The sequence below is a fragment of the Paenibacillus sp. CF384 genome, from assembly GCF_900106745.1.
Lineage (GTDB): Bacteria > Bacillota > Bacilli > Paenibacillales > Paenibacillaceae > Paenibacillus_Z.
Genome location: NZ_FNNV01000007.1, coordinates 48410 through 74083, shown reverse-complemented (window position 1 = coordinate 74083; position 25674 = coordinate 48410). Strand labels below are relative to the sequence as shown.

Genomic DNA, 25674 nt, shown 5'->3' with positions numbered 1-25674 from the left:
CCCTTTGTTGTTATGCTCGGGAGATGTATTGCTCTGGAAGCAACACATGAGCAGGAACGGCCAGCGAGCTGAGATGTGTTGCTCTGGGAGCAATACATGAGCAGAAACGGCCAGCGAGCTGGAGATGTATTGCTCTGGGAGCAATACATGAGCAGGAACGGCCAGCGAGCCGGAGATGTGTTGCTCTGGGAGCAATACATGAGCAGGAACGGCCAGCGAGCCGGAGATGTGTTGCTCTGGGAGCAATACATGGGCAGGAATGGCTAGTGAGCAGGAGATGTGTTGCTCTGGGAGCAATACATGGGCAGGAATGGCTAGTGAGCAGCAACAGTTTGCGCTGGAAGTCACTTTCAACGCCTATAGGCGGTAGTAGCTATCCCATTTGTGGACGAAAGCTCGTACCATCACTATTAATAAGGATCCACTTCGTGCCCCGCTTGCTTCGCTTGATCTACGGCCTTCTCCGGCCGCGATTGACCGCTTGCAACGTTGCGGCCATCGGATTGCTTCAACCCTTCGGCAACGCGTTGCCCGTAGCTGACATCGGCCTCGGTAAAGTTCCCGATCATCCGGGCGCGGATATCCTCCTTACACACCGATAGCGCGCCGACCAGATTGTCGATCAGCTCGTCCTGCTCCCAGCTCTCGAAGGCGCGGAACGTGTCGCCGGCTTGCTTGAAGTCGTTCGTCCGCTCGATCTTCTGCCGCGTCAGCTTGGCATCGTAATGCGGCTCGTGGTCTTTGCCGCTGCGTGCTGCCTCCTGCAATCCGCCCATGGAGGATGGCTCGTAGTTCACATGCGGATTTTGCCCGGCTGAGCGGTCGGGACGATATTGCATTTGTCCACCGCTCTGATTGGTTGCCACATGCGTCTGTGGTGCATTGACAGGCAGCTGCAAGTAGTTGGTTCCCACCCGGTGACGCTGCGTATCGGAGTAGGAGAACGTTCGGCCCTGCAGCAGCTTGTCGTCGGAGAAGTCTAGACCGTCGACAAGCACACCGGTACCGAATGCCACTTGCTCCACTTCGGTGAAATAGTCCTCGGGGTTGCGGTTCAGCGTCATTTTGCCCACAGGTAAGAAAGGGAACTGCTCAGGCGGCCACAGCTTGGTCGGATCAAGCGGGTCAAAATCCAGCTCCGGATGCTCGTCATCCGTCATCAGCTGCACGCAAAGCTCCCATTCCGGATAGTTCCCAGCCTCAATCGCCTGGTACAAGTCGAGCGTGGCATGGTTGAAATTCATGCCCTGGATCTCGTTGGCCTCGCGCTGCAGCAGGTTCTTGATCCCTTGCTTGAGTGGCTCCCAGTGATATTTCACGAGCATCGCTTCACCGGCTTCATTGACCCATTTGTATGTATTTACACCGGAGCCTTGCATTTGCCGATAGTTGGCGGGAATACCCCAAGGGGAGAATAAGAATGTAATCATATGCGTCGCTTCCGGCGTGAGGGATACGAAGTCGAAGAACCGCTGCATATCCTGCACATTCGTGAGCGGGTCGGGTTTGAACGCATGCACCATATCCGGGAATTTCAGCGGATCCCGGATGAAGAAGATCTTCAGGTTGTTGCCGACCATGTCCCAATTGCCGTCCTCGGTATAGAATTTAACCGCGAAGCCACGAGGATCACGAAGCGTCTCCGGTGAATGGTTGCCATGAATGACGGTGGAGAATCGCACGAATACCGGTGTTTGCTTGCCGGCCTCTTGCAGCAGCTTAGCGCGAGTATACTTCGAGACCGCTTCAGTCCCGGCTTTGCCGTAAGCTTCGAAGATGCCATGAGCACCGGCTCCGCGGGCATGAACGACGCGCTCTGGGATGCGTTCCCGGTCAAAGTGCGTGATTTTCTCGATAAAATGGTAATTCTCCAGCGTGCTCGGTCCACGACTGCCAACGGTTCGTATATTTTGATTGTCCGTTACAGGGTGGCCCTGCCGGGTCGTGAGCGTTTGATCTGAATCCTTGTCCATGTGCCAAGCTCCTCTCGCAGGTAAATGTAAACTTCAGTGGTATTGTTGCCCAGTGGATGGTTCCTGATTCAGATTCTCGTACAGGTGAACTTGCTAATTTTGGAGGCTGTTCAAGACGTGATTCGCGTTGACAGTGGGGTCGCAGTCGTCTAGAATCTATACCCATATGGGTATATGAATTGAGGCATAGGAACATAAGGGAGGATATCATTTCAATGGGATTTCAAGTGGGGAAAGAAATGTCACCGCAAGAGGTGGAGAAACGCCTCGGCTTGGGTGAGCGATTATATATGCTGGATGTTCGTGAGCCTGCTGAGTGGGCGGCCGGCCATCTTGTAGGCGCCATCCACATTCCCCTCGGGCAGTTAATTGAACGATTGGATGAACTGGATGCTGCGCGAGAGGTCATCGTGATGTGCAGAGGCGGCGGAAGAAGCGGGTTAGCCTGCGAGCTGCTTGGCGAGAGAGGATTCTCGATTGTGAACATGACAGGCGGTTTATTGGGCTGGACGGGTGAGATGACGGGAGAATAGTGGGGGGTAGCAGTAATGGACATTGCGATTAACGTATTATTCGTCGTTGTTGTAGCATGGTTTGCGTATTCGAGATTCGGCAAAGTCAAAGGACTCCGCACGCTGCAGGCAACGGATTTTCGCCGGGAGCTTGAGACGGGATCGACGGATATGCTGCTGATTGATGTAAGGGAAGCAGGAGAGTATAGGAGCGGCTACATCCCGGGAGCAAGAAACATTCCGCTATCCCAGCTTGGGTCGCGGCTCGGCGAGCTGCCGACGGATAAGCAGCTTCTGCTGTATTGCCGAAGCGGCATGCGCAGCAAGACGGCAGCAAGGCAGCTGATGCGCGGCGGGTATTCGCAAATCGCCCATTTACAGGGCGGGCTTGGAGCATGGAGCGGGAAGCTTGTCCAGTAAAATAGGAAGGCCATATAAGCTTGTTTGCAGCGGATGGATGAGGCTGCGAGCAGGCTTTTTTTGCATGTAACCGATATTACAAAGAAAAAACCTTGGGCTTTACTGTATCGGCTTCGATGTAGACGTCTGGGTATGCTTCATGCGCAGAATTCACAGTATTGGGTTCGATGTAGACGTCTGGGTGGGCTACATGCGCAGAATTCACAGTATTGGCTTCGATGTAGACGTCTGGGTGGGCTACATGCGCAGAATTCACAGTATCGGCTTCGATGTAGACGTCTAGGTGGGCTTCATGTGCAAAATTTACAGTTCCGGCTTCGATGTAGACGTCTGGGTATGCTTCATACACAGAATTCACAGGCTTCTTACCAAAGAAGCTCGTACAAACCATGCCTAAAATCTTACGTTGACGTTAACGTTATAAAGGGAGTAAGATGAAAACAAATGAAACACTCTAATTCAAAGATAGGGAGGAGGAACACAATGGAAGATCGTTATAAGATCGATGATGTCGCCAAAGAGAGCGGTTTGACGAAACGAACGATCCGGTATTATGAGGAGATTGGGTTACTGCCTTCGCCGGAGCGGACCGATGGCGGAACGCGTTTATATACGCGTATGCATATCGAGCGGCTCAAGCAGATCATCAACGCTAGAGATGTGCTTGGTTTCTCGCTGCAGGAAATTATCGATTTCGTCGCGATTCGTGAACAGCTTATGCAGCATCGCGATGCTTACAGGCAAACGGAGGAAGCGGAGCAGAAGCGAAAGCAGCTGGTGGAGGTAGGGCACACGATCGATAAACAGATGCAAATGATTGATCATAAGCTTGAGAAGATGAAGGAGTTTCGCGAGGAATTAGTAAAAATTAAGAAGCGCGTTACCGACGCGCTGGATCAAACCACTACGTAGAAAGAAGGAGTGTAAGTGTCAACACCTAATACAGCGCATAAAGCAGCGCCGCAAGCCCCTTTGAAGCCGAGTGCACAGAAGAGTAACTCTATGTTTAATCAGCCGATTGCCGTGTGGGCGATCGCTTTTGCAAGTATCATTGCTTTTATGGGACTGGGTCTTGTTGACCCAATCCTGCCGATGATGAAGGATCAGCTGCATGCCTCTGACAGTCAGCTGACCTTGCTGTTTACTAGCTATAACGCGGTTATGGCCGTTGCCATGCTGATTACGGGAGTGATCTCCTCGAGGCTAGGCATTAAGCGAATGCTGCTTGCCGGCATCGTCCTCATTGCCGTGTTTTCTGCGCTCGCGGGCAGTGCAGGCGATGTCATGGAAATCGTTTGGCTGCGCGCAGGATGGGGACTGGGTAATGCTTTCTTCGTCGCAACCGCGTTGTCTGCCATCGTTTCGTTATCCCGCGTCGGTGTCGGCAAATCGATCATCTTGTTCGAAGTAGCAGTCGGACTTGGGATCTCGGTCGGACCGCTGCTTGGCGGGGAGCTAGGCGCGATCTCGTGGAGAAGTCCGTTCTATGGCGTTGCCGGGTTAATGGTACTGGCGTTCTGTTTGATCTTGTTCATGATGCCGAAGGCGGCCAAGTCTCCTGCCGCCGTGACACCGATTAAGAAGAAAGTTTCCTTGCTGGATCCTTTCCGTGCACTCAAACATCGCGCGCTGCTGATCTTTGGGATCTCGGCTGCCCTTTATAATTTCGGATTCTTCACCTTGCTTGTCTACGCGGCGCTTGTACTTGGCCACCTGCATCACGTTGATGTGCACGGCCTTGGTTACGTGTTCCTCGGATGGGGATTGCTGCTCGCATTTACATCCGTTGTTACGGCCCCCAAATTGCAAAAGCGCTACGGCACTGTGAAATCGATGTGCGTGCAGCTCCTTCTCTTCGCGGTAACTTTGTTCGTCATGGGCTATTGGACAACGGAGAAGTCAGTCATTATTGCGATGGTCATCTTAGCCGGCGCATTCCTAGGCAATAACAATACACTCATTACAACCGCGGTGATGAACGCTGCTCCAGTTGAACGTCCCACGGCATCGGCTGCTTACAGCTTCCTGCGTTTCATCGGCGGTGCGCTTGCACCCTACTATGCGGTTAAATTTGCGGAGTGGTTTGATTTCCACGCACCATTCTATATCGGCGGCGGCTTCGTCGTACTAGCGGTTATCGTCATCTGGCTGAACCGCAAACACTTGAAGCATGTAGATGAGGCGGAAGCTCATTAATTGCAGAAGGTACGTCCTTTTTTTGGCTCAAAATATAACGTTAACGTTAGTGTTATATTCATGCGAAAGGAGCAAACCCCGTTATCGACTCCGATGAGTTGGTAACGGGGTTTTTCGTTATGGTCGGGATTTCTTCACCCATGAGGCCGAAACGTCGCTTATAATTTGGCTATATCATACGGAATATGGACAGGACAGGAGGAGGCACCGATGCCAAGGCGGATATTGCTCGTAGATGACGATCCTTCTATCGTCAAAATTACGAAGCTTTACTTAACCAAGAACGGGTACGAGGTGGAGGAGGCTTTCGACGGCCAAGATGCGTTGGAGAAGATTAAAGCGGGGCACTTTCAACTGATCGTGCTTGATCTTATGCTGCCTCGCCTGGATGGATGGGCGGTCTGCAAGCAGCTGCGGGAAGCGGGCGATTTCACGCCTGTTGTCATGTTAACGGCACGTAGTGAAGTACATGATCGTATAGAGGGTCTTCAAATCGGCGCAGACGATTATATGGTGAAGCCATTTGATCCGAATGAATTGCTTGCTCGCATCGATGCGCTGTTGCGAAGAGAGGAGCGGCATCAGAGCAGGCGGGAAGCTGAAGGGGAACGGGAAAACGCTAAAGGTGGGGATAGAGAAGGCGGGAAGCTGCTGTCTGTAGGCAACCTGCAGCTGAAGCTCGATGCGTTCACGGTCTCCATCAATAAGGAGTCGGTCAGCTTAACGCGGCGTGAATTTGATCTGCTGGCATGGCTTGCGGCTCATCCGGAGCGGGTGTATACAAGGGAGGATCTCATCGCTCAGATTTGGGGCTGGGACTACGAAGGTGAGGATCGTGTCGTGGACCTCTACATTCAGCGCATTCGGCGCAAGCTTGGAGCTGGACAAGGCTGGCAGCTTACGACGATTTGGGGAGTCGGCTACAAGTTCGAGGTGGGGAGCGAATGAAGCTAAATTCCATATTTCGCCAATGGCTGGCTGCTTCCGTGTGCATCACGATCACGATTTTGCTGCTGCTTACTGTTGTGATTAGTTGGCTGGTGCAGCGGGATTTCTATCGTCAGGGCTTGGATCGATTGAATGAGCGGGCAGCGACTGTTGAGGCGGCGTACCGGCAGCTGGAGCAGGGCCATATGACGACCGGCGGATTTAAGAAAGAGCTGAAGCGGATTGAGCAGGAAAATAAAGTGCAAATCAGCATCGTCGGCCGCAAAGTGAAGTATTTGAAGCAGGGACTGTACGAGGTTGGAGTGCATCCGGATGTGAAAAGCTGGATTGTCACTGTCAATGAAGGGAACCGCGTGGAGAAGATTGCAAAGTTCCGTAAGCAGGATAACGAGAAAATGCTCATTATCGGCTTTCCGCTGCAGCGTGACGGGCAAGTGATTGCTTCCGCTTTTATTTACTCATCTGTAGCCGACGCCAAGCAGCTTGCCGCGCCGATACGCAGAAGCATCTGGCTGGTGGTGCTCCTGTGCGCGGGGCCTTTAGTTGTGCTGCTATGGTATGCCGCGCGCAGATTTGTCCGGCCGATTCAGCGGATGAGCGAAGCCGCGGATAAGGTGGCCGGAGGTGATTTCTCCAGTCGGGTCGAAGTCCGAGGCGACGATGAGCTGGCGAGACTAGGCGTTTCCTTCAATATGATGGCGGAACGAATCGAACGTATTGAGGAGCAGCGAAGAAAGCTGCTTATGGATATTGCGCATGAGCTTCGAACGCCGCTTACGAGCATCCGAGGGACGCTGCAGGCATTAACCGATCGCATCTTGACGGAGAGTGAGCAGACGGAGTTTGTGAAGCTTTCTTTGGCGGAGCTGCTGCGACTGAACCATTTGATCGATACGCTCAGTGAGCTGTCCGCGTTCGAAGAGCATCAGATCAAGTACGACATGAAAGTGATCGATTTCGCGGAGCTCTGCCTGCAGACGGCGCATCAGTGCACGCTTAAGGCCGAGGAACTAGGGATGCGCTTGGAGACGGATAGCGCCATCGACTCTGACGCCGCTAAGCCTGTCATGCTGCAGGGTGATCCGCAGCGGCTGCGGCAAGTAATTCTGAATGTGATCGGCAATGCGCTCGATCATAACCCTGCCGGAACAACGGTTCAAGTGCGGCTTCGTACTGATGCCCGCGGCATGGCCGTGCTAGCGGTTGCGGACAATGGCCGCGGCATTGCCGCCGAGCATATTCCGCGCTTGTTTGAACGTTTGTACAAAGCAGAATCCAGCCGCACGTCTAGGGGATCGGGGCTGGGGCTCACGATTTCCCGTTACATTGTGCAAGCCCACGGCGGGACTATTCGGGCGGAATCCACATTGGGAGCAGGAACGGTGATGATCGTGGAGCTGCCTCTGCAGCGGTCATGACAAACTTTTGAAACATTTGCGCGGTAGAGTTGAGCATGTAAGTCAAATCGATGGGCAACAGGAGGAGAATAAGATGAACATGCTGGGCAAAAAACTGGCGGCAGTCGTAATCGGACTGGCGCTTACGGCAGGATCCGCTCAAGCGGTATTCGCAGACAGCGCAAATGCCGACGGTGGTGCAGCATCCGCCAAGAAAGGGCAGCATGCCGAGTGGAAGGCGCAAACTGCGGCGCTTAAGAGCCAGCTCGTTACATTGCGAGCGGAGCAGCAAGCGCTGGCGGCTCAAATCAAATCGCTGCATGCCGTCAACAAATCGGCGGTAAAGGCGATGCCGAAAGAGCAAAGAGCAAAGCTGAAGGCATCGCTGAAACAGCTGACGCAGCAGATTCAATCGCAGCATGACTCCATTCAAGCGCTTCGTACGCAGAAGCAGGCGCTATGGGCACAAGTCAAGGCCGCTAAGCAAGCCGGCAACACAGATGCGGGTACAGCGGATCTCACGCAAATCATCGCGCTCAAGGAACAAATCATCCAGGTGAAGCAGCAAGTATTGACCTTGCAGCAAAATCTGCAAACGCTGCTCACTTCGATTGGCGTCTAGTTTTACAGCAGGCGAGGCTGCCTCATCATCCGCGTTTACCGGATGGAGTGAGGTAGCTTCTTTGTTATGCGCTCTGTTTCCACGCTGCCCGGTCAAACCCGAGCTATTCAAATACTGTAAGCGGCAATACCGCTTAAAGTGGTCAAACTAGCTGATTTCTAGTGGAATAAGCGGTTATTTCTCTAAAGGTGAGAGGAGGTGGATGAAGAGAGGTACCAGTTACCGCACAAGGAGCGAAATCGCCAGATTTCGCCGCATCGCCCGCCATTGCCCCTCGAATTCGCCTCCGGATTCGCACGCTCAACTTGCCATAAAGAGGGTTTTCTGGATAGCATGTCGAATGATGTCACCACAGATTTATTGTGGAGGTCGACATGAAGAAACCAGCATCGTCAGGCACGCTCGCCTATACGTTATTTACGTTAGAATCCAACCCTTCACAGCGCAGATTTGCTTTTATCGTTGGTGCGATTATAGCGCTTGCCTCGCTTGCTTCCCTACCGTTTGCGCATATAACGGTGCCCAATAATAATGCGTTCTTGTCCGCACTATGCTCCGCGGTTATCTGCTTCGAGCTCATTACGGTGTTCGTGCTCTACAGCCAGTTCAAAGTCAGCCGTTCTCCTTCCATTCTCATCTTGGCAGGAGGCTACTTCTATTCGGCTTGCATGACGATTCTATATTTGTTCTCTTTTCCAGGGATCATACCGCCTGATGGTTTCGGTCCGGGTCCCATCATGCAAGGACCGGGGCCGGGCCCAGGCCCAGGCCCAGGCATGGAACACAGCCCAGAACCGAAGTTCCTCATGGGGGGCAATCAGTCAGCCGAATATATCTATTCCCTCTGGCATCTGGGATTCCCCATCGCGATCCTGCTTCATATCGTCACCGAGGTCAAGTACAAGCAGGTACGCCTTCGCGACGAAACCGCGCGACTCATGACCATTCTGACAGGAGCTGCAGTACTTGCAGTGGTGGCAGGAATCGGGTATGTGTCGCTAGCCTTGCACGACAAGCTTCCCGTTCTAATGGATCATGGTCGCATCACGCCGCTCGCCATGTATGGATTTGGCCTGACTACGCTGATAATCAGCCTGCTTGCACTAGCCCTCTATTATTACATGACCAAAGGAAGCACCGTAACCTCCTCCTGGCTGTGCGTGGCATTGCTTGCAACCGTGCTGGATGTCGGCATCAATATGAGCGGCGGTAATCGATTCAGCATAGGCTGGTACGTCTCGAAGCTGGACACCTTCATTTGCGCCAATATCGTACTGGCAGGCATGATCTACGAGTTTACGAAAATGTATTACAAAATGACAGAGCTCTACACCCAAGTAACGGACAGCGAGAGCCGCTACAAATCCCTCTTTGCGAAGAGCCGTCTAGGTGAGCAGACCATCGCCGAGCAGAACAAAATCATCGAACGGATGCTGGAATCCAGCCACGAGTCGATTGCGATGTGCGACAGCGATGGACGTGTCGTCTTCGTCAATCGCAGATTCAAAACGATGTTCGGACGAGAGCTATCCGTCGGACAGTCGCTCGCGATCTATTGCAAAGAGATGCGGGCTGATTATGGCAGCTTGGGCGATCAGATTAAGCAATATTTTGAGCAGCGGCTGCAGCCGTTCCGGGAGCGTGTTGCCTTCCATAAGGAAGGCGGTGAACTGCGCCATTATGAATGCTACGTCAGCCCGATTATCAGCAAGGATGGCGGTCTGCTGCATGGTCATCTCTTCACGTTCGGCGATCGAACCGATGAAGAGCGCAAAGCGCATTACGACGACCTGACCGGCCTGCCGAATCGCAGATACATTAATGAGCGGCTGCGCATTGCGATGCGAAGAGCATCAGAGGCAGGAACTTCTTTTGCCGTCTTCTTCATGGATCTGGATGGCTTCAAGCGAGTTAACGATACACTCGGCCACGAAATGGGCGACCGATTGCTGCAGGAGGTTGGGGCGCTGCTCAAAACCGGAATGGGTGGCTACGGTACCTGTGCCAGATGGGCAGGCGACGAGTTCGTCATACTTGTGGATGAAGCAGTTGGAGACATCCGGCAGGAGGAGCTGGCCTTTGATCTCATTGGCGCCATTCGGCAGCTTGATATCGTAGACGGCAATCGAATTCAGATTTCGGCCAGCATCGGGATCGCAATCTATCCGGATGACGCCATGGATGCGACGAAGCTGCTCCAATACGCGGATCAAGCGATGTATGAGGCCAAAACAATCGGCAGAGGCACATTCTGCTTCTACAACGATGCCGCCGCAAGCAGCAAGAAGCAGCATCCCGAAGTCGGCACTAGCTAAGCAAGTGAAAAACCTCCCTCAGGGAGGTTTTTGTTTTTATCCCTATCAGCCCGCATACCCGTGATCTCGGAATCGTCTAAATTTTATCCCTTTATGCTAAATCAATCGGCACTGGGATTAGCTATGATGATGATAGAGGCATGGAAGATTCTAGTGGAACTGAGGTGGACCGTAGGATGGACACAAATGATCAGCAAGTCTACGCATGTAAGCGAATCAGCGAGACTACTGGTATGGATAGTGAATGGATCTTATTGCGCGATACGGTAAGCGGTGACGCGCCGACGGAATGGACGAAGGTTCGCTGCGGATGGACGGCGGAGGCGTTGCGGATTCAGTTCCACTGCGAGGATAAGCACATGGTTTCGGACTACAGCGAGCGCGATGAGCCGCTGTATAACCAGGACGTGGTAGAGGTGTTTATCGATGAGGATGGCAGCGGCACCCAATACATAGAGCTGGAGGTCAGCCCCCGCAACGTCGTATTCGATGCGCGGATTACCAATGACGGCAGCGGTTCGGTTGGAATCGATACGGAATGGGACATTGAGGGGCTGCATACCGAGGTGAGCGAGGTTCAACCGGGACAAAGGATGTACGACATCCGTATTCCGGCGAACACGTTCAGCAAGCCGCTGGAAGCGGGACTCCGCTGGCGGGTTAACTTCTATCGGATCGACGAACGGCAGGATGGCATCCGCGAGTATCAAGCCTGGCAGCCGACGGGATTGGTTAATTTTCATAAGCCGCAGCGATTTGGCACGCTAGTACTCATCTAATTATCATTTCAAGGAGGAAGTATCGATGACCCTAAACCATAACCAGCTGGAGACGCGGTGCGTCAGTTCACTCGTCAAAATCTTCGCCCAGGACGGCGAGCTCCAAGAGCCTGCCTATCAGAAGGGGAGCGCCCTCCGGGGAGAAGTCTATTCGTTTCAAGTAGCCTATCGCAGTGCGCAGATGCGCAAGAACATCAACCTAACCGTCACCTCCCAGCTGCAAAATAATCCCATAACCGTCCGCTCCGTCGGCCTTGTTCCATCAGAAATGCCTATGTATGCCGATCATGATGCGCGGATCTTCCAAGCGACGCCGGGACTATTTCCCGATCCGCTGTATCCGATCACCACCAGTGGGGTGACGGCACTCCCGAATGTGTGGAGCTCTGTGTGGGTAACGGTAGAAGTGGATCGTGCTCAGCAGGGCGGGACATTCGACCTGAATATAGCATTCGAAACGTCGGAAGGGGAGCAGCTTGCTCAAGAGAGCTTCGCGCTGACGGTCATTCCGCGCGAACTGCCTGAGCAGAAGCTGATCCACACCGAGTGGTTCCATACCGATTGTATTGCGACGCAGTACAACGTACCGGTGTTCAGCGAAGAACACTGGCGCTTGCTGGAAGCCTTCATCGGTACAGCCGTCAAGCACGGCATTAATTTGCTGCTGACGCCGCTGTTCACGCCGCCGCTCGATACGGCTGTCGGGGGAGAGCGGCCTACCGTACAGCTGGTGGATGTCCAGAAGGCAGGCAGCCTGTATTCGTTTGGTTTCGAGAAGCTGGACCGCTGGGCGGACATGTGTCTGGCGGCCGGCGTACGTTCCTTCGAGTTCTCCCATCTGTACACACAGTGGGGTGCGAAGCATGCGCCTAAGATTATGGCCCATGAGAACGGCGAATATAAACGGATTTTCGGATGGGAAACAGAGGCGGCCGGCGAGGAATATCGCAGCTTCCTGGGACAGCTTATTCCGGAGCTGCTGAAGTGGGTAGAAAGCCGCAGCCTGCAGAAGCAGGTGTACTTCCACATTTCCGATGAGCCGAGCATGAGCGCGCTTGAGGATTATCGCCAAGCAAGCGACTGGCTCAGACCGATGCTGCAAGGGTATCCGGTTATCGATGCTTTGTCCGATTATGAATTCTATGAATCCGGATTGGTTCCACGTCCGATACCGGCTACGAACCATATCGAGCCTTTCCTTGAAGCAGGCGTACCGGACTTGTGGACGTACTATTGCTGCGGACAGTACAAAGAAGTCGCTAACCGATTCTTCACGTTCCCATCAGCTCGAAACCGGATCATCGGCGTGCAAATGCACAAGTTCGGAATCACCGGTTTCCTGCATTGGGGCTTTAATTTCTGGTACAGCCAGTACTCAATCAAACCGATCAACCCGTATATAACGACGGATGCCGGCCATGCGTTTCCATCGGGAGATGCCTTCCTTGTCTACCCCGGAGAAGAGGGACCGATCGAATCGATCCGTATGGAAGTGTTCTATGAGGCGCTGCAAGATATGAGAGCTTTTGCACTGCTGGAAGAGTTGGGCGGCAAGGATGAGCTGCAAGCACTTATTGGCAATATAACGTTCAGCAGCTACCCTGCAGAGAGCGAGTGGCTGCTGAATCTACGCGAAACGGTGAACAAGCGAATTGCCGAAATCATAGGCTAGAATGGCAGACGCCGTGATCCGCCCTTGTGTTCGTCTCGGAATTTTGGGACAATACTAGTCAGATAGGGACGAATACAAGGTGTTGAAAAGAGGATAACGGATATGCAACATAAACCATCCATATATGGCTTCACATTCGACCAGCTCACGAGCTGGCTTGGGGAGCATGGACATAAACCGTCGCGCGCGCGGCAAGTATGGGATTGGCTCTACCGGAAGCGGGTTATGTCATTCGGGGCGATGACGGATGTGAACGGGGCTTGCCTGGCTTTATTGGCAGAGCACTTCGACATTCAGACGCTCGGCGAACATACCAAGCAAGAATCGGCCGACGGCACGATTAAGTTCCTGCTCAAGCTGCATGACGGCAATCTGATCGAAACCGTGCTCATGCGGCATAAATTCGGGCTGTCTGTCTGCGTAACGACGCAAGTTGGCTGCAATATCGGCTGCAGCTTCTGCGCAAGCGGCCTGCTTGCCAAGAGCCGCGACCTGACAGCGGGCGAAATCGTCAGCCAGATTATGAAGGTGCAAGTGCATCTGGATGCCGCACAGCAAGGCGAACTGGTCAGCCACATCGTCGTGATGGGGATCGGGGAGCCGTTCGATAATTTCGAGAACATGGTCGACTTCATCGAAACCGTCAAGGATCATAAGGGTCTTGCCATCGGGGCCAGACATATTACCGTTTCCACAAGCGGTCTGGCTGACAAAATCGTAGAATTTACCGATCGCAACCTAGGCGTTAACCTGGCGGTCTCACTGCATGCGCCGAATAATGAGCTCCGCACGCGCATCATGAAGATCAATCGCGCGATTCCGATCGAACCGTTGATGAAGGCTATCGATTATTACTTGAGCAAGAATAAGCGCCGTGTGACGCTTGAGTATATTCTGCTCAAGGATGTGAATGACCAGTTGGAGCATGCCCTGCAGCTTGCGGAGCTTATCGGCGATCGCCGCCCGCTTGTGAACGTGAACTTGATTCCGTACAATCCTGTCGACGAACACAGTCAGTATCAGCGCAGCGAGCAGGAGTCGATTCGCATCTTCTACGATGCATTGAAGAAGCAATCCGTCAGCGTCAGCGTCCGTCTCGAGCACGGGACAGATATCGACGCGGCTTGCGGCCAGCTGCGGAGTAAGCAAATAAAGGCTACTGTATAATCAGCCGACCATGAACAATCAGATTAGGCGTATCCCGTGTCATACTCGGCGATGCGCCTTTTTTGATATAGCTTCGCAAGAAATGTCAGGTGCAGCGAGCGGCAATGACCTAACATGGAGAGCAAGGAGGTGATCCGAATGGAAGAGGAAGAGCGGTATAAGGGAATATGGCGGGCTGCAGCTTACGTGGAACAGCATTTGCAGGAGGAGCTTCGGTTAGAGGAGCTCGCGAAGCTGGCGGGGTATTCGCCGTTTCATTTTCACAGGCTGTTCTATGCTTGCACTGGAGAGACGCTGTCCCACTATATTCGGGAGCGCCGCTTGGCTTACGCTGCCAGAAGGTTGCGGGACTCGGAGCAGTCCGGCACGGGAATCGGCTTTGACATCGGATATGGCAGCCACGAATCCTTCATCCGCTCGTTTATGAAACGGTTCGGAGAACCTCCGCAATCCCTGCGAAGGAGAGTGTGTACGATGAGAGAGCCGGTATTGATTAACCGTGAGACGATTCATGTCGCGGGCGTGTTATGCACGACGGATACGACGAAGGATCGCAACATTGCGCAGGCCTGGAAATCGCTTAGCCGCATTTGGGCGAGTATTCCGGGCAAGGTAGACGAGAGGGTCTGCTTCGGGCTCGAGATTTACAATCCGCTTACAAGCGGAGATCGGGAGCGAGAGTTCGATTATTTGGCAGGCACGGAGGTGGCCGATCCGCTGCAAACGATGCCGGGAGACGCAGTGGTATATACCATCCCGGGCGGAAGATATGCGGTATTCACGCATGTGGGTTCGACCGAATTGCTCGGAGAGACCTTCCGCTATATCTATGGCGAGTGGCTCACGGCTTCCGGAGAGACGCTTCGCGGCATGGGTGATCGCGGTTATGATTATGAATACTATGATGCTCGTTGCCAAGAAGGACGCGCGGATTCAGAGCTCGATATCTATGTGCCATTGCGTCCAATCGTCCCTCCATCCTCGGAATAGGATAGCGTAGGATTAACTACGTGATGAAGGATGGGTACGAGCGATGGCTAAAGCTAAAACGCGAGCGAAGGTGGTCAAACGAGAGAATCAGGTCTATTCCAGCCGAGTAGTCCGATCTGAGTTTGGTAACTATTGGCGGACCTCCCTAACCAGAAGCGGGTATGTCGTGTATACGGCCGCCCGAAATGATGCAAAGGTAACCGTGCTGCTGAGTACCGGCGCTTCCAAATTGCTTGTTTTCCCTAGAGGCGGCAAGGTTATGGTAGGCGGCGGAGGCGTGAGTCATTACAGTAAACCCCATGTGGCGATCGATCTTTAATGACAGAATCGCTTAACAATTTTTGTGAAGGTTTCCCTCTTATAGGGAGCCTTTTTTTTGTCAACAATTATTGAGGTGGGTACACGAGGCGACATTCGGCCCCAAATCGGGTAGAATAGAGGAATTCCATGGAACGGGAGCTGTAACGATGTCTAACGAAGAAATGATTTTGACCAAAGAGGGCTTTGCTAAATTGCAGGAGGAGCTTGACGACCTCAAGTACGTGAAACGCAAGGAGCTGGCCGAACGGATTAAGCTTGCCATTAGCTACGGGGATTTGAAAGAGAACAGCGAATATCATTCCGCGAAGAATGATCAATCGTTCTTGGAAACACGCGTCATCATCTTAGAAAAAATGCTCAATACGGCCCGCATCGTGGAGACCGACCCCAATAATTCAGGTTCGGTTCAAATCGGCTCGAGGGTCATCTTAAACGATGTGGAGTTCAACGAACGGATTGAATATCAAATCGTAGCTCCCGCGGAAGCAGATGTGCAGGACAATAAAATTTCCTACGAGAGCCCGCTTGGCAAAGAGCTGCTGGGGAAAACGGTAGGCAGCCGGATCCATGTAAATGCACCGATGGGTGTTATCGTGTATGAGCTGCTTGAGATCAAAGCGCTCTGATTCTATATTTCGAAAAGCCGCCGCTGCAGAGATGCATGGCGGTTTTTTCGTGTTTGCTGATGGATCCCCGGCATCTCTCCCGAACGGAAACCCGCGCAATCGCGGAAGGCCATCGCCTTCCATGGCAAGCGTACAGGCCGCCTTGCTCGTCTGTGAATACAATGTGGTGTATTCCAAAACAAGGAAGGAGATTATACCTTGAAACGTAATTATCCACACATGGGCCAAGTTGCCGGTGCAAACATGGGTCCAAACATGGGACCAAATATGGGACCTAACATGGTGGCGGGCGCAAACGACCAATTCTGTCCGGACTGCCCTACACAAACCATCTATGATCCTCCGGTTACGCAATATGAGAACGTCTTCCATCCGCAGCTTGTAAACGTTGTTCACGCCGTAGAAGTTGTCAAGCAGCATCACTGCTGCCCGGTATATCAACACTGCTACACGTATTCCGAGAAAGATGTCATGGTTTCGAGCGTAAAACGCGGCAAACGCACGAAAACATCCTCCAAAAAACGCACCAGAAAATAGTTTCGTTCCAAAACAATGACCCGCACAGGGACACTTTACAATGAAGTGTTCCTGCTGCGGGTCGTTTGTTTAGGAAGCGCAGTTAGAGGATGTCATGATCCTCAATGAGATAATGCCCCATCCGAAGCGCCGCTTCCGTATTTCCCGTTCGCGCGTAATAATGAAACAATTGCTGTTCTGACCGTCTGATGAGGTACACATAGCCGAATTTACGAAAGACCGGCAGCGCCTCTTCGTTCATATACTGGTAATACTCCGCCTCTTTGCCATTTATCAGGAGAAGCAGCATCGTGAAGAGCAGAATGAACACCGGATCCTTTAAGGCTTTAGCATCTGTCAGGCCAACCTGGGCCAATCGCTCCAGCTCGCCTGCCTGCAGCAGAATGCCCTTGAAGCAGCTCCGAAGATAACCTTCCAATGACAGCAAATAGGGAAGGGTTCGGGGACTCTTAAGCTCCATGGATTGTAAATACAAACTGCTCGATTTCTGATAATCCTTGCGACGCAAATACTCATAGGCCAAATTATGAATGATTTTGGCTTTGCGGTCGGGAGCGTTACACATATCGCAGCTTTGAATCAAATTCTCGAACCGCGCGATCACTTCTTTAAAATCATGCTGCGGATCATCCTGCACTTGAATGAGCATCAGCATCTCTGCATCGATGACACGGAGGAAGCAGTTGATCTCCTTGAAGAAATTCCGCGCCTTCTCCGCGTAGAAGTAGGCCATGACCTCAGATCTCATCGTATGATAGGCCATCGCCAAATGGTGGAAATACTCCGGGTTGTTATATTCCTTATCGTTAATAGTCTTGAGGATCGTGATGGCTTCCACGTGATTCTGTTTGGATATATGGTAGAGGCCTTCTACATGCTTGAAGAGGTTGCTTTCGAAATCGGGCAGCCTCACCGCCGTTTTGCGAATGCGATTAAGGATGCGCAGCGCCGTCTCCGCTTGATTCTTAAGCAGCAGATACTTCGCTTGAAGCAGCAAATAAAGCGTTTCATACTCGGAGATTTGCAGAAGCGCTTCCTGCTCGAGCTCTGACTTAATCGTTTCCATCTCCGCGGATAATTGCTTCACGATCGCATCGTGCCAATCGTACAGCCTTTTCTTGATGCTGCTGAACTTCGCCAGCTCGCATTGCATGCTGATGCCAAGCCGCACGCACAGCAGATCCAGCACTTCTTGCGAATAATCGGTAATGCCCCGTTCGATTTTGCTGATATGGGTATCCGAGCAGATGCCAAGTCCCAATTGATCCTGCGTCAATTCTGCTCGTTCGCGGTAGAATTTAATGATTTTCCCTTCATGCACTGGGATGAGCCCCCTGCCTGTCGCAATTTCATGGTAAGACGATTGTACCAAAACAACGGCACCGAGGTGAAATTAGGCTATACTAGTAACATCCCAATAGTTCGGCGAAGGAGCAATTATGCAAGTAAACCCTTTTCAACAGTATCCATTAAGCGAGGAAATCGTTCGTGCACTAGATCATCTTGGTTATACGGAACCGACACCGGTTCAGAGCAAAGTCATCCCGGAGGTGCTCGCACATCGCGATCTCACCGTTCGATCCCAGACCGGAAGCGGCAAGACGGCCGCATTCGGCATCCCGATCTGCGAGCTCGTGGAATGGGAGGAGAACAGACCGCAGGCGCTTGTGCTGACGCCAACGCGTGAGCTGGCAGGGCAGGTCAAAGAGGATCTGATTAATATCGGCAGATTCAAGCGCATCAAGGCGGTTGCCATCTATGGCAAGCAGCCGTTCGCCCAACAGAAGCTGGAGCTGCAGCAGAAGGTCCATATCGTCGCGGGTACGCCCGGGCGCGTGCTGGATCATATCAAACGCGGGACCCTGGATGTTGATCGGCTGCGTTACCTAGTCATCGATGAAGCGGATGAGATGCTTAACCGCGGATTTATTGAGCAGGTGGAGTCTATCATCAAGGAGCTGCCTAAGGACAGAGTCACGCTGCTGTTCTCCGCAACGCTGCCGCCGGACGTGGAGCAGCTGTGCCATCGACATATGAAGGACCCTGTTGATATTGAGATTGAAACGGCAGGCATTACAACGGATCGGATTGCTCACACGCTCTACATCGTGAAGGATGAGAGAAAGCCGGAGCTGCTGAAGGCCGTCACTACGATCCAAAATCCGGACAGCTGCATGATTTTCTGCCGCACGCAGGAAGCAGTTGACCAGGTCAGCCGTATGCTAAGACAAAGCGGATATCCTTGCGACAAAATCCACGGCGGCATGGAGCAAAATGATCGTTTCAGCGTCATGCATGCCTTCCGCAGGCGGGAGTTCCGCTACTTAGTGGCGACCGATCTGGCGGCCCGCGGCATCGATATCGAGAATATTACGCATGTCATCAATTATGACCTGCCGATGGACAAAGAGAACTTCGTGCACCGTACAGGCCGAACAGGCAGGGCAGGACAGAGTGGTATCGCAATTACGTTCGCTACGCCGAGTGAAGGCAGGTACCTCGACGATATTCAAGGCTACATCGGCTTCGAGCTGCCTCGGGCAGAGCCGCCAAGCGCAGCGCAGGTTGCGGAAGCTAAGGAAGCCTTCGACGAGAAGCTGAGTGCCCTGGATGCGCCTCGACTCGATAAACGAGAGCTGCTGAGCCAGGATATTACGAAGCTGTATTTTGGCGGGGGGAAGAAGAAGAAGCTGCGGGCAGTGGATTTTGTCGGGACGATCGCGAAGCTGGAAGGAATGACCGCAGCAGATATCGGCATTATCACGATTGAGGACAGTGCGACCTTCGTGGAGATTTTGAATGGAAAAGGCTCCCTTGTCCTGCGGGCGATGAAGAACACGACCGTGAAAGGAAAAGTGCTTAAAGTACATATTGCGAACAAGTGAGGCTCGAAGTAGGGTTGGAGCCTCGTTGATCCGGATATGTGTCGTGAAAGGCCGGCGTAGGCGACTCAGCGGCCCTGTCACGAACGTCGCCTGCGTTTACGGCTGCTGCGGCTGCTTCATGTTCAGCAGTGTCTTATGAATCCAGATTGCAGCTTGTGCACCTTCTCCCATTGCGATGGACACCTGTTCGGCATGTACGGCAACGTCACCGGCTGCCCAGACGCCGGGGATACTGGTCATTTTGCTGCGCGGCTCCGTCCAGATATGGCTGTTCTCGTGCAGCTTGGCGCCTAGCTGACGGGCGAGCGAGGATCTCACCTCATTGCCGCCATAGGCGAGAAAAGCGCGATCGGCCTCGATGCGGGTGCCATCCTGAAAGGTAATACCTTGCAGGTTGCCATCTCGATCAGCGCGAACGTGCAGATGCTCGGCTCTTTGATAAGGGATTGAAGCGGCGGCGAGCTGCTCTAGCAAGGAGGCGCTTATTGTCTGGGATTCCGACGCTTGGTCGATGTAGAGCAGCTTGTCCGTCCATGTGCGCAAGGTGAGCGCCATGCGGGCACCTACATCTCCGGCTCCGAGCACGAGCGTGCTGCGATTCCTTATCTCGTAACCGTCACAATCCGGGCAGACGAATACGGTGAGTCCCAGACATGGCCGCAGCTCCGGATAATCCGGCAGCCGGTCCATGACGCCCGTGGCAATCAGCAGCGTCCGCGATTGGTAAGCAGCGTTCTCGGGCTTACTGCCGTGAAGCTTGAACAGGTTGGACGCGATGCCTCGAGCTTCGAGAATGGTGTCTGTTATGACTTGGATGCCATAATCGGCAGCCTGTGCAAGACCTGCCTCTCGGAGGGCAGCACCGGATACACCATCAGGATAACCCAGCAGATTTCGATAGCTGCGGCAGATCTTGGAGCGTCCATCGCTGGAATCAATAACGAGCACATCGTGCATCGCATATCGTCCGAGCTGAATAGCGGCCTGCAGTCCGGCGATTCCGCCTCCGATGATGATGCAGTCATAAACCATCCGGGCACCTCCTAAAGTTCGTCAGAATTATTGGAACGACTTGTGCCTATCTTTCGTACTACCGTTATTGATACAATGAAACTTAGAAAAGCAGCGTGGAGAGAGGACTAAACAACTGAATGATAGAAGCTGAGCAAGGCCATTGGCGTAAAGAAATTGCAGCATTTGAACGACCGAAGCTCAAGAACAGTATTTGGCAAATCATCAACACGATCGGACCTGTAGTGCTGCTATGGCTCGCTGCTTACCTCTGCTTATCCATCTCCCCTTGGTTGACAGTCGGTGTTTCAATGATTGCAGGCGGATTCCTCGTTCGGACTTTTATTATTTTCCATGATTGCTGTCACAAGTCATTTTTCAAAAATCGCAAAGCCAATGATATCGTCGGCACCATTACCGGCATCATGACTTATGTCCCTTATATGCAATGGAAGCATAGCCACACGGTCCATCATGCGACATGCGGCAACCTCGATCGTCGGGGTACGGGAGATATTTGGACGCTGACGGTAGACGAATATTTGAGCGCTTCACCGCTGCGCCGACTCGTGTATCGGTTGTATCGCAATCCTTTTATTATGTTTACGATTGGCCCGATTTACATCTTCTTGATCGATTATCGTTTCAATCGCAAACGGGCGAGTACGAAAGAACGGATCAATACGTATATTACGAATGCCGGAATCGCGGCTGTAACGGCTCTGCTTATCTGGGCTGTTGGCTGGCAGGCGTTTCTTCTGATTCAGGGTACGATCTTCTTCATCTCAAGTGTTGCAGGTATTTGGCTGTTTTATGTGCAGCATCAATTCGAGGAGTCGTATTATGAGGCGGATGCCGAATGGGACTTCGTGAAGGCCGCCATGCATGGCAGCTCTTATTATAGATTGCCGCGTATCCTGCACTGGATTACGGGCAACATTGGTTTCCATCATATCCACCATTTAAGCCCTCGGATTCCAAACTATAACTTGGAAGCGGTTCATGAGACAAACCCGCGTATGCAGGATGTTAGAACGATTACGATTCTTACGAGCTTGAGCTCGCTTAATTTCCGCTTGTGGCATGAGCCTAGCAAGAGATTAATCGGGTTTCGCGATATGAAGCGGCTGACGCGGGTTGCGAAGACAACTACAGCTGCGGCTGCAGCTGCGGAATTATAATAGAGATGGATCGCTCTCCAAGCTTAGCTTGGAGGGCGATTGTTTATTTGCAGGTGCGTACAATGACAAATACAAGTGAAATACATAGTAAATATTCGGGTTCAAAATAGGGAGGATGCAGTTGTTATGATTAAACGTAGAGATGGAGCGCTGACGCTGTTTGAGAGCGCGCTGTATAAGACGATGTCGGCTGTCATTGAGACCGAGGATGCCATCATTATCGTCGATCCGTGCTGGCTGCCTCACGAGGTCGAAGAGATTCGGTTGTACGCGGATAAAGTTGCTGCCGGAAGGCCGAAGTATGTGTTGTTCACGCACTCGGACTACGACCACATTATTGGTTACGGAGCTTTCTTGGATGCGGAAGTGATTGCATCTGCTGCTCTGGCGGATAAGAATTCGGTTGAGAAGGATGCTATTCTCGAGCAAATTCGGGACTTCGAGGACAGCTATTATTTGGAGCGTGACTATGAGATTGCTTATCCGGTTGTGCAGCACCGAGCGGAGTACGATGGTCAGGTGTTGCAGCTTGCCGGCGAAACGAAGCTGACTTTCTATCTGTCACCGGGGCACAATGATGATGGCATGTACACGGTGGTGGAGCCGCTTGGGCTGCTGCTAGCCGGTGATTACTGGTCGGACATTGAGTTTCCGTATATCTATTTCAGCAGCACGTTGTACGAGGCGAGTATCAGCAAGCTGGATACGATTTTGGCTTCGCATTCCATCATGCGCTTGATCCCGGGTCACGGAAATTCGACCATGGATGTTGGGGAGATGAAACGCCGTCAAACGGCGGATTTCGCATACATAGCAGCCATGCGGGAAGCCGTCGCGGCAGGAGATCAGGCGGCGATTGATGCACTCATTGAAGGCTGCCCGTTCCCTCGCAACCTGCGCAAGTTCCACTTGGGCAATCAGCAGTTGTTCGAGCGGGAGCTTGGGGGCTAGGGGATTCTACAACTCTCCCCAATGTTTGGATGGTTTTGAAATGCTGCATTTCATGCAACATTTCTTACGGAAATGAAGTCATATTGAGGAAATGTTGCGCTTTATGCAACATTCTCTTCTCAGATCGCCTCATTGGAGCTAATAAGAGAAAATTTGTAGCATATTTTGCAACATTGAGGTGTTTGGTTCTACTTCGAGGGGTGGAATGTTGCTTTTTCTGCAACAATTCCTGAGCGGGCTCTAGGTACTTTGTGAAAATGATCATGCAAAACAAGAGCTGCCCCCAAAGTCGTATACTTTTGGGGCAGCTCTTGCATTTATGAGTTTATAGGCGAAGCTTGGCTAGGTCGAATGCCGGCACGAGGCCTTCTTGGGCAGCTCGTCCGAGGAGTGCTTCGACGGCGGCATAACCGCTCTCGCCTAGGTTGGCGGAATATTCGTTAACATACAGCGCGATGTGCTGCTTGGCGACGTCCGGCGACATCTCCTGTGCATGCTGCATGACATAGTCAGCAGACGCTTCAGGATGTTCCCAGGCGTATTCGACCGAGGCACGAATCCACGATGTGAGCGATGCTGCATCAAGGGAACGGCGGGCAATAATAGCGCCGAGTGGAATGGGCAGACCGGTATCGGACTCCCACCAGCTGCCAAGGTCAGCCATCATGTTGAGGCCGTAGTTCTGGTAAGTGAAGCGGGCTTCATGGATAACGAGACCCGCGTCGATGGAGCCGTCTCTGACGGCGGGCATGATTTCATGGAAGGGCATGACGACGATTTCCATATTACCGTCAGGGACAAGCTGTGCTGCCCACAGACGGAAGAGCAGGTAAGCAGTGGAGCGATCGCTTGGCACGGCAATTCGTTTGCCTGCGAGCGCAGCCGGATTGCCTGCTTCACCTTTGGTCAGCACGAGCGGTCCGCATCCGCGGCCCAGCGCACCGCCGCAGGGCAGCAGGGCGTAATCGTCCAGCACCCATGGTAGAGCGGCGTAGGAGATTTTGAGTATTTCGGGACCGGCGCCTTTCGCCGCCCAGTTGTTCGTAACATCGATATCCGCGTAGGTCACGTCAAACTCCGGTGCACCGGGAATCAATCCGTGCACCAAGGCGTGGAATACAAAGGTATCGTTCGGACATGGAGAGAACGCTATATTCATTGTCATTGGAGTGCCTCCTTTAGAATTGCGCTGCCGCGCTCAAGTGCTTGAAGCGCATCGCCGATACGCCACGCATCGCGGTCACGCGGGCCGACCGCGTTCGAGATCGCGCGCAGCTCCAGCACGGGCACGCCGAAGTGCCGGGCTGCACTTGCCACGCCGAAGCCTTCCATCGCTTCGGCTGCGGCTTCCGGCACCCGCCGCACATGCTCCGCAGCTGTGGCGGCTGTGCCTGTTGCCGTTGTCACGGTGAGCACTGGCCCCGTGACAACCGGCAGACCGGCCGCGCTAAGCGCCGCGGCCAAAGCGCTAGCGCTGCGCGCGCAGACCCCGGAGCGGGATGAGCCGAAACCGAGCTCATCTACGCTGGCGAAGCCGCCCGGGGTCTCGACGCCTAGGTCGGCGGCGATGATCTCGCTCGCGACCACGAGCGAGCCGAGCGCGGCCCGCCCGGCGAAGCCGCCGGCGATGCCTGCGCTGACGACCAGGCGGTACCCGCCCATGGTCGCGTCTGCGCCGCTCTTGCCGGCGCCGCCGGCTGCCGCCTTGGCGGAGCTCGCTCCACCGGCGTCTATACTCGCCGCCGCACTCACCGCATTGGAGCTCGTCCCCACCGCACCGGCTCCGCCGCCAGCCGCCAGCGTCGCCGCCGTTACAGCCGCGGCCGCCGCCGGGCCAACGCCCGCGGCGATTACGTGAAACTGCGCCGCCGCCGGGCCGAGCCCGCGCAGCACGGCGTCACGCTCGGCATCGACAGCCGTCACAATTAATATGCGGCGTGTATCTATCTTTTCTCCATTGACTCCACCGTTTAAATTTTCCCCATTGCTTGGCATCACCATGAACATCTCCCTTACTCACGCTGAAACGATATGGACCGGACGTTACTATAAAAAGTATTGTAACATTTTTATGATGGATATCCTAAACCGGGAGTTTCGCTTCCCCGGACTGACTTGAGACGAGCGCGCGTTAAGAGTAAGCTAGAGGTTGAATCCATGAAGAGGTGACAGACGACAACATGAAAGCATTAGTTTTCCATACATTCGGAGGACCGGAGGTGCTTACCCTCCAAGATATCCCGGAGCCGGCGATTCAAGCAGGCACGGTAAAAGTTCGCACACGGGCGATCGGTCTCAATTATGCAGATATCTATCGGCGGCGCGGCAACTACCATCTGGTCGGTGAGCCGCCTTACATACTGGGTTATGAAGGAGCAGGCGTGGTCGAGGAGGTTGCGCCTGATGTGGAGGGCATTCAAGTCGGAGACCGCGTCGGTTTCGCGGATGCACCGCACGGGAATGCGGAGCTTGTCCTTGTGCCTGCGGACCGGGTCATCAAGCTTCCGGAAGGCATCAGCTACGAAGACGCCGCAGCTGTACTGCTCCAAGGGCTGACGGCGCAATATCTTGTAAACGACAGCTACGCGGTGAAACAGGGCGATAGAGTGCTCGTTCACGCGGCGGCAGGTGGGGTTGGTCAGCTGCTCATTCAATTATGCAAGGCTAGAGGAGCTCAGGTTATCGGCCTGACATCCAGTCCGGAGAAACGCGAAGCGGCGCTCGCGGCAGGGGCCGACGAGGTGTTCCTGTATAACACAGACTGGGTGAGTGACGTGCTAAAATGGTCTGCCGTCAGCGCCGAGGTTGCGGCCACGGGCCTCGATGTAGCGTACGACTCCGTAGGTTCTACGTTGATGGACAGCTTCAAAGTGGTCCGTATCAAAGGAACGGTCGTTTTCTTCGGGATGGCCGGCGGCGATCCTGCGCCGGTTGATCCGCGGATGCTGATGGATACGAGCAAAACCCTAACCGGAGGCGATCTCTGGAACCACATCACATCAGCCGAAGAACGCAGTAGACGAGGCAGCGAGTTGTTTGCAGATATGCTGGAGGGCAGGCTTCGCCTATCGGAGCCTACAACATTTCGGCTTGCCGATGGCGCCGAGGCCCATCGCTACTTGGAGAGCCGCGCGAGTACGGGCAAAATTTTGCTGATTCCCTAACTGTGAT

Annotated in this window: 26 protein-coding genes; 21 read left to right on the top strand and 5 right to left on the bottom strand. The window is 53.4% G+C overall.

The features are described 5' to 3' along the window. Positions 1-96: 96 nt before the first annotated feature. Positions 97-267: a hypothetical protein gene (locus tag BLW29_RS31430; RefSeq protein ID WP_177186619.1), complete on the top strand. Its 171-nt coding sequence runs from the start codon at positions 97-99 to the stop codon at positions 265-267. A 143-nt stretch (positions 268-410) separates the two neighbouring features. Here the strand turns inward: BLW29_RS31430 and BLW29_RS13505 are convergent, their stop codons facing one another. Beyond that, the gene (locus tag BLW29_RS13505) at positions 411-1973 is read right to left on the bottom strand and encodes a catalase (protein WP_090980301.1); all 1563 of its coding nucleotides are present in this window, start codon (positions 1971-1973) and stop codon (positions 411-413) included. A gap of 215 nt (positions 1974-2188) precedes the next feature. On the opposite strand from BLW29_RS13505, the gene BLW29_RS13500 reads away from it, so the two are divergent. The 16 genes from BLW29_RS13500 (at position 2189) to BLW29_RS13425 (ending at position 16475) form a co-directional block, all read left to right on the top strand. Continuing rightward, positions 2189-2506: a rhodanese-like domain-containing protein gene (locus BLW29_RS13500; protein ID WP_090980299.1), complete on the top strand. Its 318-nt coding sequence runs from the start codon at positions 2189-2191 to the stop codon at positions 2504-2506. Positions 2507-2521: 15 nt separating this feature from the next. Continuing rightward, positions 2522-2905, top strand: a complete 384-nt coding sequence (locus tag BLW29_RS13495; protein ID WP_090980298.1) for a rhodanese-like domain-containing protein — start codon at positions 2522-2524, stop codon at positions 2903-2905. Between the two features lie 139 nt (positions 2906-3044). Then, positions 3045-3188, top strand: coding sequence for a hypothetical protein (locus BLW29_RS31425; RefSeq protein ID WP_177186618.1), 144 nt, complete (start codon positions 3045-3047; stop codon positions 3186-3188). A 200-nt stretch (positions 3189-3388) separates the two neighbouring features. Beyond that, positions 3389-3817, top strand: a complete 429-nt coding sequence (locus BLW29_RS13485; RefSeq protein ID WP_090980294.1) for a MerR family transcriptional regulator — start codon at positions 3389-3391, stop codon at positions 3815-3817. Between the two features lie 90 nt (positions 3818-3907). Beyond that, positions 3908-5101, top strand: a complete 1194-nt coding sequence (locus BLW29_RS13480; protein ID WP_090980665.1) for an MFS transporter — start codon at positions 3908-3910, stop codon at positions 5099-5101. A gap of 210 nt (positions 5102-5311) precedes the next feature. Next, positions 5312-6049, top strand: a complete 738-nt coding sequence (locus tag BLW29_RS13475) for a response regulator transcription factor (protein ID WP_090980292.1) — start codon at positions 5312-5314, stop codon at positions 6047-6049. Further along, the gene (locus tag BLW29_RS13470) at positions 6046-7467 is read left to right on the top strand and encodes a sensor histidine kinase (RefSeq protein ID WP_090980290.1); all 1422 of its coding nucleotides are present in this window, start codon (positions 6046-6048) and stop codon (positions 7465-7467) included. Before BLW29_RS13475 ends, BLW29_RS13470 begins: the two co-directional genes overlap by 4 nt. A gap of 73 nt (positions 7468-7540) precedes the next feature. Then, positions 7541-8068 (top strand): hypothetical protein, encoded by a 528-nt coding sequence (locus BLW29_RS13465; protein WP_090980288.1) that lies wholly within the window; start codon positions 7541-7543, stop codon positions 8066-8068. Positions 8069-8442: 374 nt separating this feature from the next. Next, positions 8443-10383, top strand: coding sequence for a diguanylate cyclase domain-containing protein (locus BLW29_RS13460; protein ID WP_090980286.1), 1941 nt, complete (start codon positions 8443-8445; stop codon positions 10381-10383). A gap of 176 nt (positions 10384-10559) precedes the next feature. Then, positions 10560-11162 carry a carbohydrate-binding family 9-like protein gene (locus tag BLW29_RS13455; RefSeq protein ID WP_177186617.1) on the top strand — a complete coding sequence of 201 codons (603 nt, stop codon included), beginning with the start codon at positions 10560-10562 and terminating at the stop codon, positions 11160-11162. Positions 11163-11187: 25 nt separating this feature from the next. Beyond that, positions 11188-12834, top strand: a complete 1647-nt coding sequence (locus BLW29_RS13450; protein WP_090980282.1) for a DUF4091 domain-containing protein — start codon at positions 11188-11190, stop codon at positions 12832-12834. Positions 12835-12936: 102 nt separating this feature from the next. After that, the gene (gene rlmN / locus BLW29_RS13445) at positions 12937-14001 is read left to right on the top strand and encodes a dual-specificity RNA methyltransferase RlmN (protein ID WP_090980280.1); all 1065 of its coding nucleotides are present in this window, start codon (positions 12937-12939) and stop codon (positions 13999-14001) included. A 138-nt stretch (positions 14002-14139) separates the two neighbouring features. After that, on the top strand, positions 14140-14991 hold the full coding sequence (locus BLW29_RS13440; protein WP_177186616.1) for an AraC family transcriptional regulator: 852 nt from the start codon (positions 14140-14142) through the stop codon (positions 14989-14991). Positions 14992-15034: 43 nt separating this feature from the next. Beyond that, positions 15035-15310: a hypothetical protein gene (locus BLW29_RS13435; protein ID WP_090980276.1), complete on the top strand. Its 276-nt coding sequence runs from the start codon at positions 15035-15037 to the stop codon at positions 15308-15310. A gap of 148 nt (positions 15311-15458) precedes the next feature. Continuing rightward, a complete protein-coding gene (gene greA, locus BLW29_RS13430) occupies positions 15459-15938 on the top strand; it encodes a transcription elongation factor GreA (RefSeq protein ID WP_090980274.1) in 480 nt (159 codons plus the stop codon). Between the two features lie 198 nt (positions 15939-16136). Beyond that, positions 16137-16475, top strand: coding sequence for a hypothetical protein (locus tag BLW29_RS13425; RefSeq protein ID WP_090980272.1), 339 nt, complete (start codon positions 16137-16139; stop codon positions 16473-16475). Positions 16476-16557: 82 nt separating this feature from the next. On the opposite strand, the gene BLW29_RS13420 is transcribed toward BLW29_RS13425, so the two are convergent. Continuing rightward, a complete protein-coding gene (locus BLW29_RS13420; RefSeq protein ID WP_177186615.1) occupies positions 16558-17796 on the bottom strand; it encodes a helix-turn-helix domain-containing protein in 1239 nt (412 codons plus the stop codon). 118 nt (positions 17797-17914) lie between these two features. On the opposite strand from BLW29_RS13420, the gene BLW29_RS13415 reads away from it, so the two are divergent. Then, entirely contained in the window at positions 17915-19360 is a 1446-nt protein-coding gene (locus BLW29_RS13415; protein ID WP_090980268.1) for a DEAD/DEAH box helicase, read from the top strand. A 96-nt stretch (positions 19361-19456) separates the two neighbouring features. On the opposite strand, the gene BLW29_RS13410 is transcribed toward BLW29_RS13415, so the two are convergent. Then, positions 19457-20392 (bottom strand): NAD(P)/FAD-dependent oxidoreductase, encoded by a 936-nt coding sequence (locus tag BLW29_RS13410; RefSeq protein ID WP_090980266.1) that lies wholly within the window; start codon positions 20390-20392, stop codon positions 19457-19459. A gap of 119 nt (positions 20393-20511) precedes the next feature. Here BLW29_RS13410 and BLW29_RS13405 point away from each other — a divergent pair, with 119 nt between their 5' ends. Both BLW29_RS13405 and BLW29_RS13400 read left to right on the top strand, forming a co-directional pair. Beyond that, the gene (locus BLW29_RS13405; protein ID WP_090980264.1) at positions 20512-21552 is read left to right on the top strand and encodes a Delta(5) desaturase DesA; all 1041 of its coding nucleotides are present in this window, start codon (positions 20512-20514) and stop codon (positions 21550-21552) included. A 126-nt stretch (positions 21553-21678) separates the two neighbouring features. Beyond that, positions 21679-22503: an MBL fold metallo-hydrolase gene (locus tag BLW29_RS13400; RefSeq protein WP_090980262.1), complete on the top strand. Its 825-nt coding sequence runs from the start codon at positions 21679-21681 to the stop codon at positions 22501-22503. Positions 22504-22828: 325 nt separating this feature from the next. On the opposite strand, the gene BLW29_RS13395 is transcribed toward BLW29_RS13400, so the two are convergent. Together BLW29_RS13395 and BLW29_RS13390 are read right to left on the bottom strand one after the other, a co-directional pair. Beyond that, positions 22829-23662, bottom strand: a complete 834-nt coding sequence (locus tag BLW29_RS13395; RefSeq protein ID WP_090980663.1) for a 1,4-dihydroxy-6-naphtoate synthase — start codon at positions 23660-23662, stop codon at positions 22829-22831. 2 nt (positions 23663-23664) lie between these two features. After that, entirely contained in the window at positions 23665-24498 is an 834-nt protein-coding gene (locus BLW29_RS13390; protein WP_090980661.1) for a futalosine hydrolase, read from the bottom strand. Positions 24499-24683: 185 nt separating this feature from the next. Here BLW29_RS13390 and BLW29_RS13385 point away from each other — a divergent pair, with 185 nt between their 5' ends. Beyond that, positions 24684-25667, top strand: a complete 984-nt coding sequence (locus BLW29_RS13385) for a quinone oxidoreductase family protein (RefSeq protein WP_090980260.1) — start codon at positions 24684-24686, stop codon at positions 25665-25667. Positions 25668-25674 lie beyond the last annotated feature (7 nt).

What these genes read in the sequence shown, in the direction of transcription:
- BLW29_RS13480 (WP_090980665.1), top strand. Translation starts at nt 3,908, where the DNA reads ATGTTTAATCAGCCGATTGCCGTGTGGGCGATCGCTTTTGCAAGTATC.
- BLW29_RS13415 (WP_090980268.1), top strand. Translation starts at nt 17,915, where the DNA reads ATGCAAGTAAACCCTTTTCAACAGTATCCATTAAGCGAGGAAATCGTT.
- BLW29_RS13400 (WP_090980262.1), top strand. Translation starts at nt 21,679, where the DNA reads ATGATTAAACGTAGAGATGGAGCGCTGACGCTGTTTGAGAGCGCGCTG.
- BLW29_RS13495 (WP_090980298.1), top strand. Translation starts at nt 2,522, where the DNA reads ATGGACATTGCGATTAACGTATTATTCGTCGTTGTTGTAGCATGGTTT.
- BLW29_RS13475 (WP_090980292.1), top strand. Translation starts at nt 5,312, where the DNA reads ATGCCAAGGCGGATATTGCTCGTAGATGACGATCCTTCTATCGTCAAA.
- BLW29_RS13405 (WP_090980264.1), top strand. Translation starts at nt 20,512, where the DNA reads ATGATAGAAGCTGAGCAAGGCCATTGGCGTAAAGAAATTGCAGCATTT.
- BLW29_RS13390 (WP_090980661.1), bottom strand. Translation starts at nt 24,498, where the DNA reads ATGCCAAGCAATGGGGAAAATTTAAACGGTGGAGTCAATGGAGAAAAG.
- BLW29_RS13470 (WP_090980290.1), top strand. Translation starts at nt 6,046, where the DNA reads ATGAAGCTAAATTCCATATTTCGCCAATGGCTGGCTGCTTCCGTGTGC.
- BLW29_RS13460 (WP_090980286.1), top strand. Translation starts at nt 8,443, where the DNA reads ATGAAGAAACCAGCATCGTCAGGCACGCTCGCCTATACGTTATTTACG.
- BLW29_RS31425 (WP_177186618.1), top strand. Translation starts at nt 3,045, where the DNA reads ATGCGCAGAATTCACAGTATTGGGTTCGATGTAGACGTCTGGGTGGGC.
- BLW29_RS13435 (WP_090980276.1), top strand. Translation starts at nt 15,035, where the DNA reads ATGGCTAAAGCTAAAACGCGAGCGAAGGTGGTCAAACGAGAGAATCAG.
- BLW29_RS13485 (WP_090980294.1), top strand. Translation starts at nt 3,389, where the DNA reads ATGGAAGATCGTTATAAGATCGATGATGTCGCCAAAGAGAGCGGTTTG.
- BLW29_RS13500 (WP_090980299.1), top strand. Translation starts at nt 2,189, where the DNA reads ATGGGATTTCAAGTGGGGAAAGAAATGTCACCGCAAGAGGTGGAGAAA.
- BLW29_RS13450 (WP_090980282.1), top strand. Translation starts at nt 11,188, where the DNA reads ATGACCCTAAACCATAACCAGCTGGAGACGCGGTGCGTCAGTTCACTC.
- BLW29_RS13505 (WP_090980301.1), bottom strand. Translation starts at nt 1,973, where the DNA reads ATGGACAAGGATTCAGATCAAACGCTCACGACCCGGCAGGGCCACCCT.
- BLW29_RS13440 (WP_177186616.1), top strand. Translation starts at nt 14,140, where the DNA reads ATGGAAGAGGAAGAGCGGTATAAGGGAATATGGCGGGCTGCAGCTTAC.
- BLW29_RS13465 (WP_090980288.1), top strand. Translation starts at nt 7,541, where the DNA reads ATGAACATGCTGGGCAAAAAACTGGCGGCAGTCGTAATCGGACTGGCG.
- BLW29_RS31430 (WP_177186619.1), top strand. Translation starts at nt 97, where the DNA reads ATGAGCAGAAACGGCCAGCGAGCTGGAGATGTATTGCTCTGGGAGCAA.
- greA (WP_090980274.1), top strand. Translation starts at nt 15,459, where the DNA reads ATGTCTAACGAAGAAATGATTTTGACCAAAGAGGGCTTTGCTAAATTG.
- BLW29_RS13410 (WP_090980266.1), bottom strand. Translation starts at nt 20,392, where the DNA reads ATGGTTTATGACTGCATCATCATCGGAGGCGGAATCGCCGGACTGCAG.
- BLW29_RS13455 (WP_177186617.1), top strand. Translation starts at nt 10,560, where the DNA reads ATGGACACAAATGATCAGCAAGTCTACGCATGTAAGCGAATCAGCGAG.
- rlmN (WP_090980280.1), top strand. Translation starts at nt 12,937, where the DNA reads ATGCAACATAAACCATCCATATATGGCTTCACATTCGACCAGCTCACG.
- BLW29_RS13395 (WP_090980663.1), bottom strand. Translation starts at nt 23,662, where the DNA reads ATGAATATAGCGTTCTCTCCATGTCCGAACGATACCTTTGTATTCCAC.
- BLW29_RS13385 (WP_090980260.1), top strand. Translation starts at nt 24,684, where the DNA reads ATGAAAGCATTAGTTTTCCATACATTCGGAGGACCGGAGGTGCTTACC.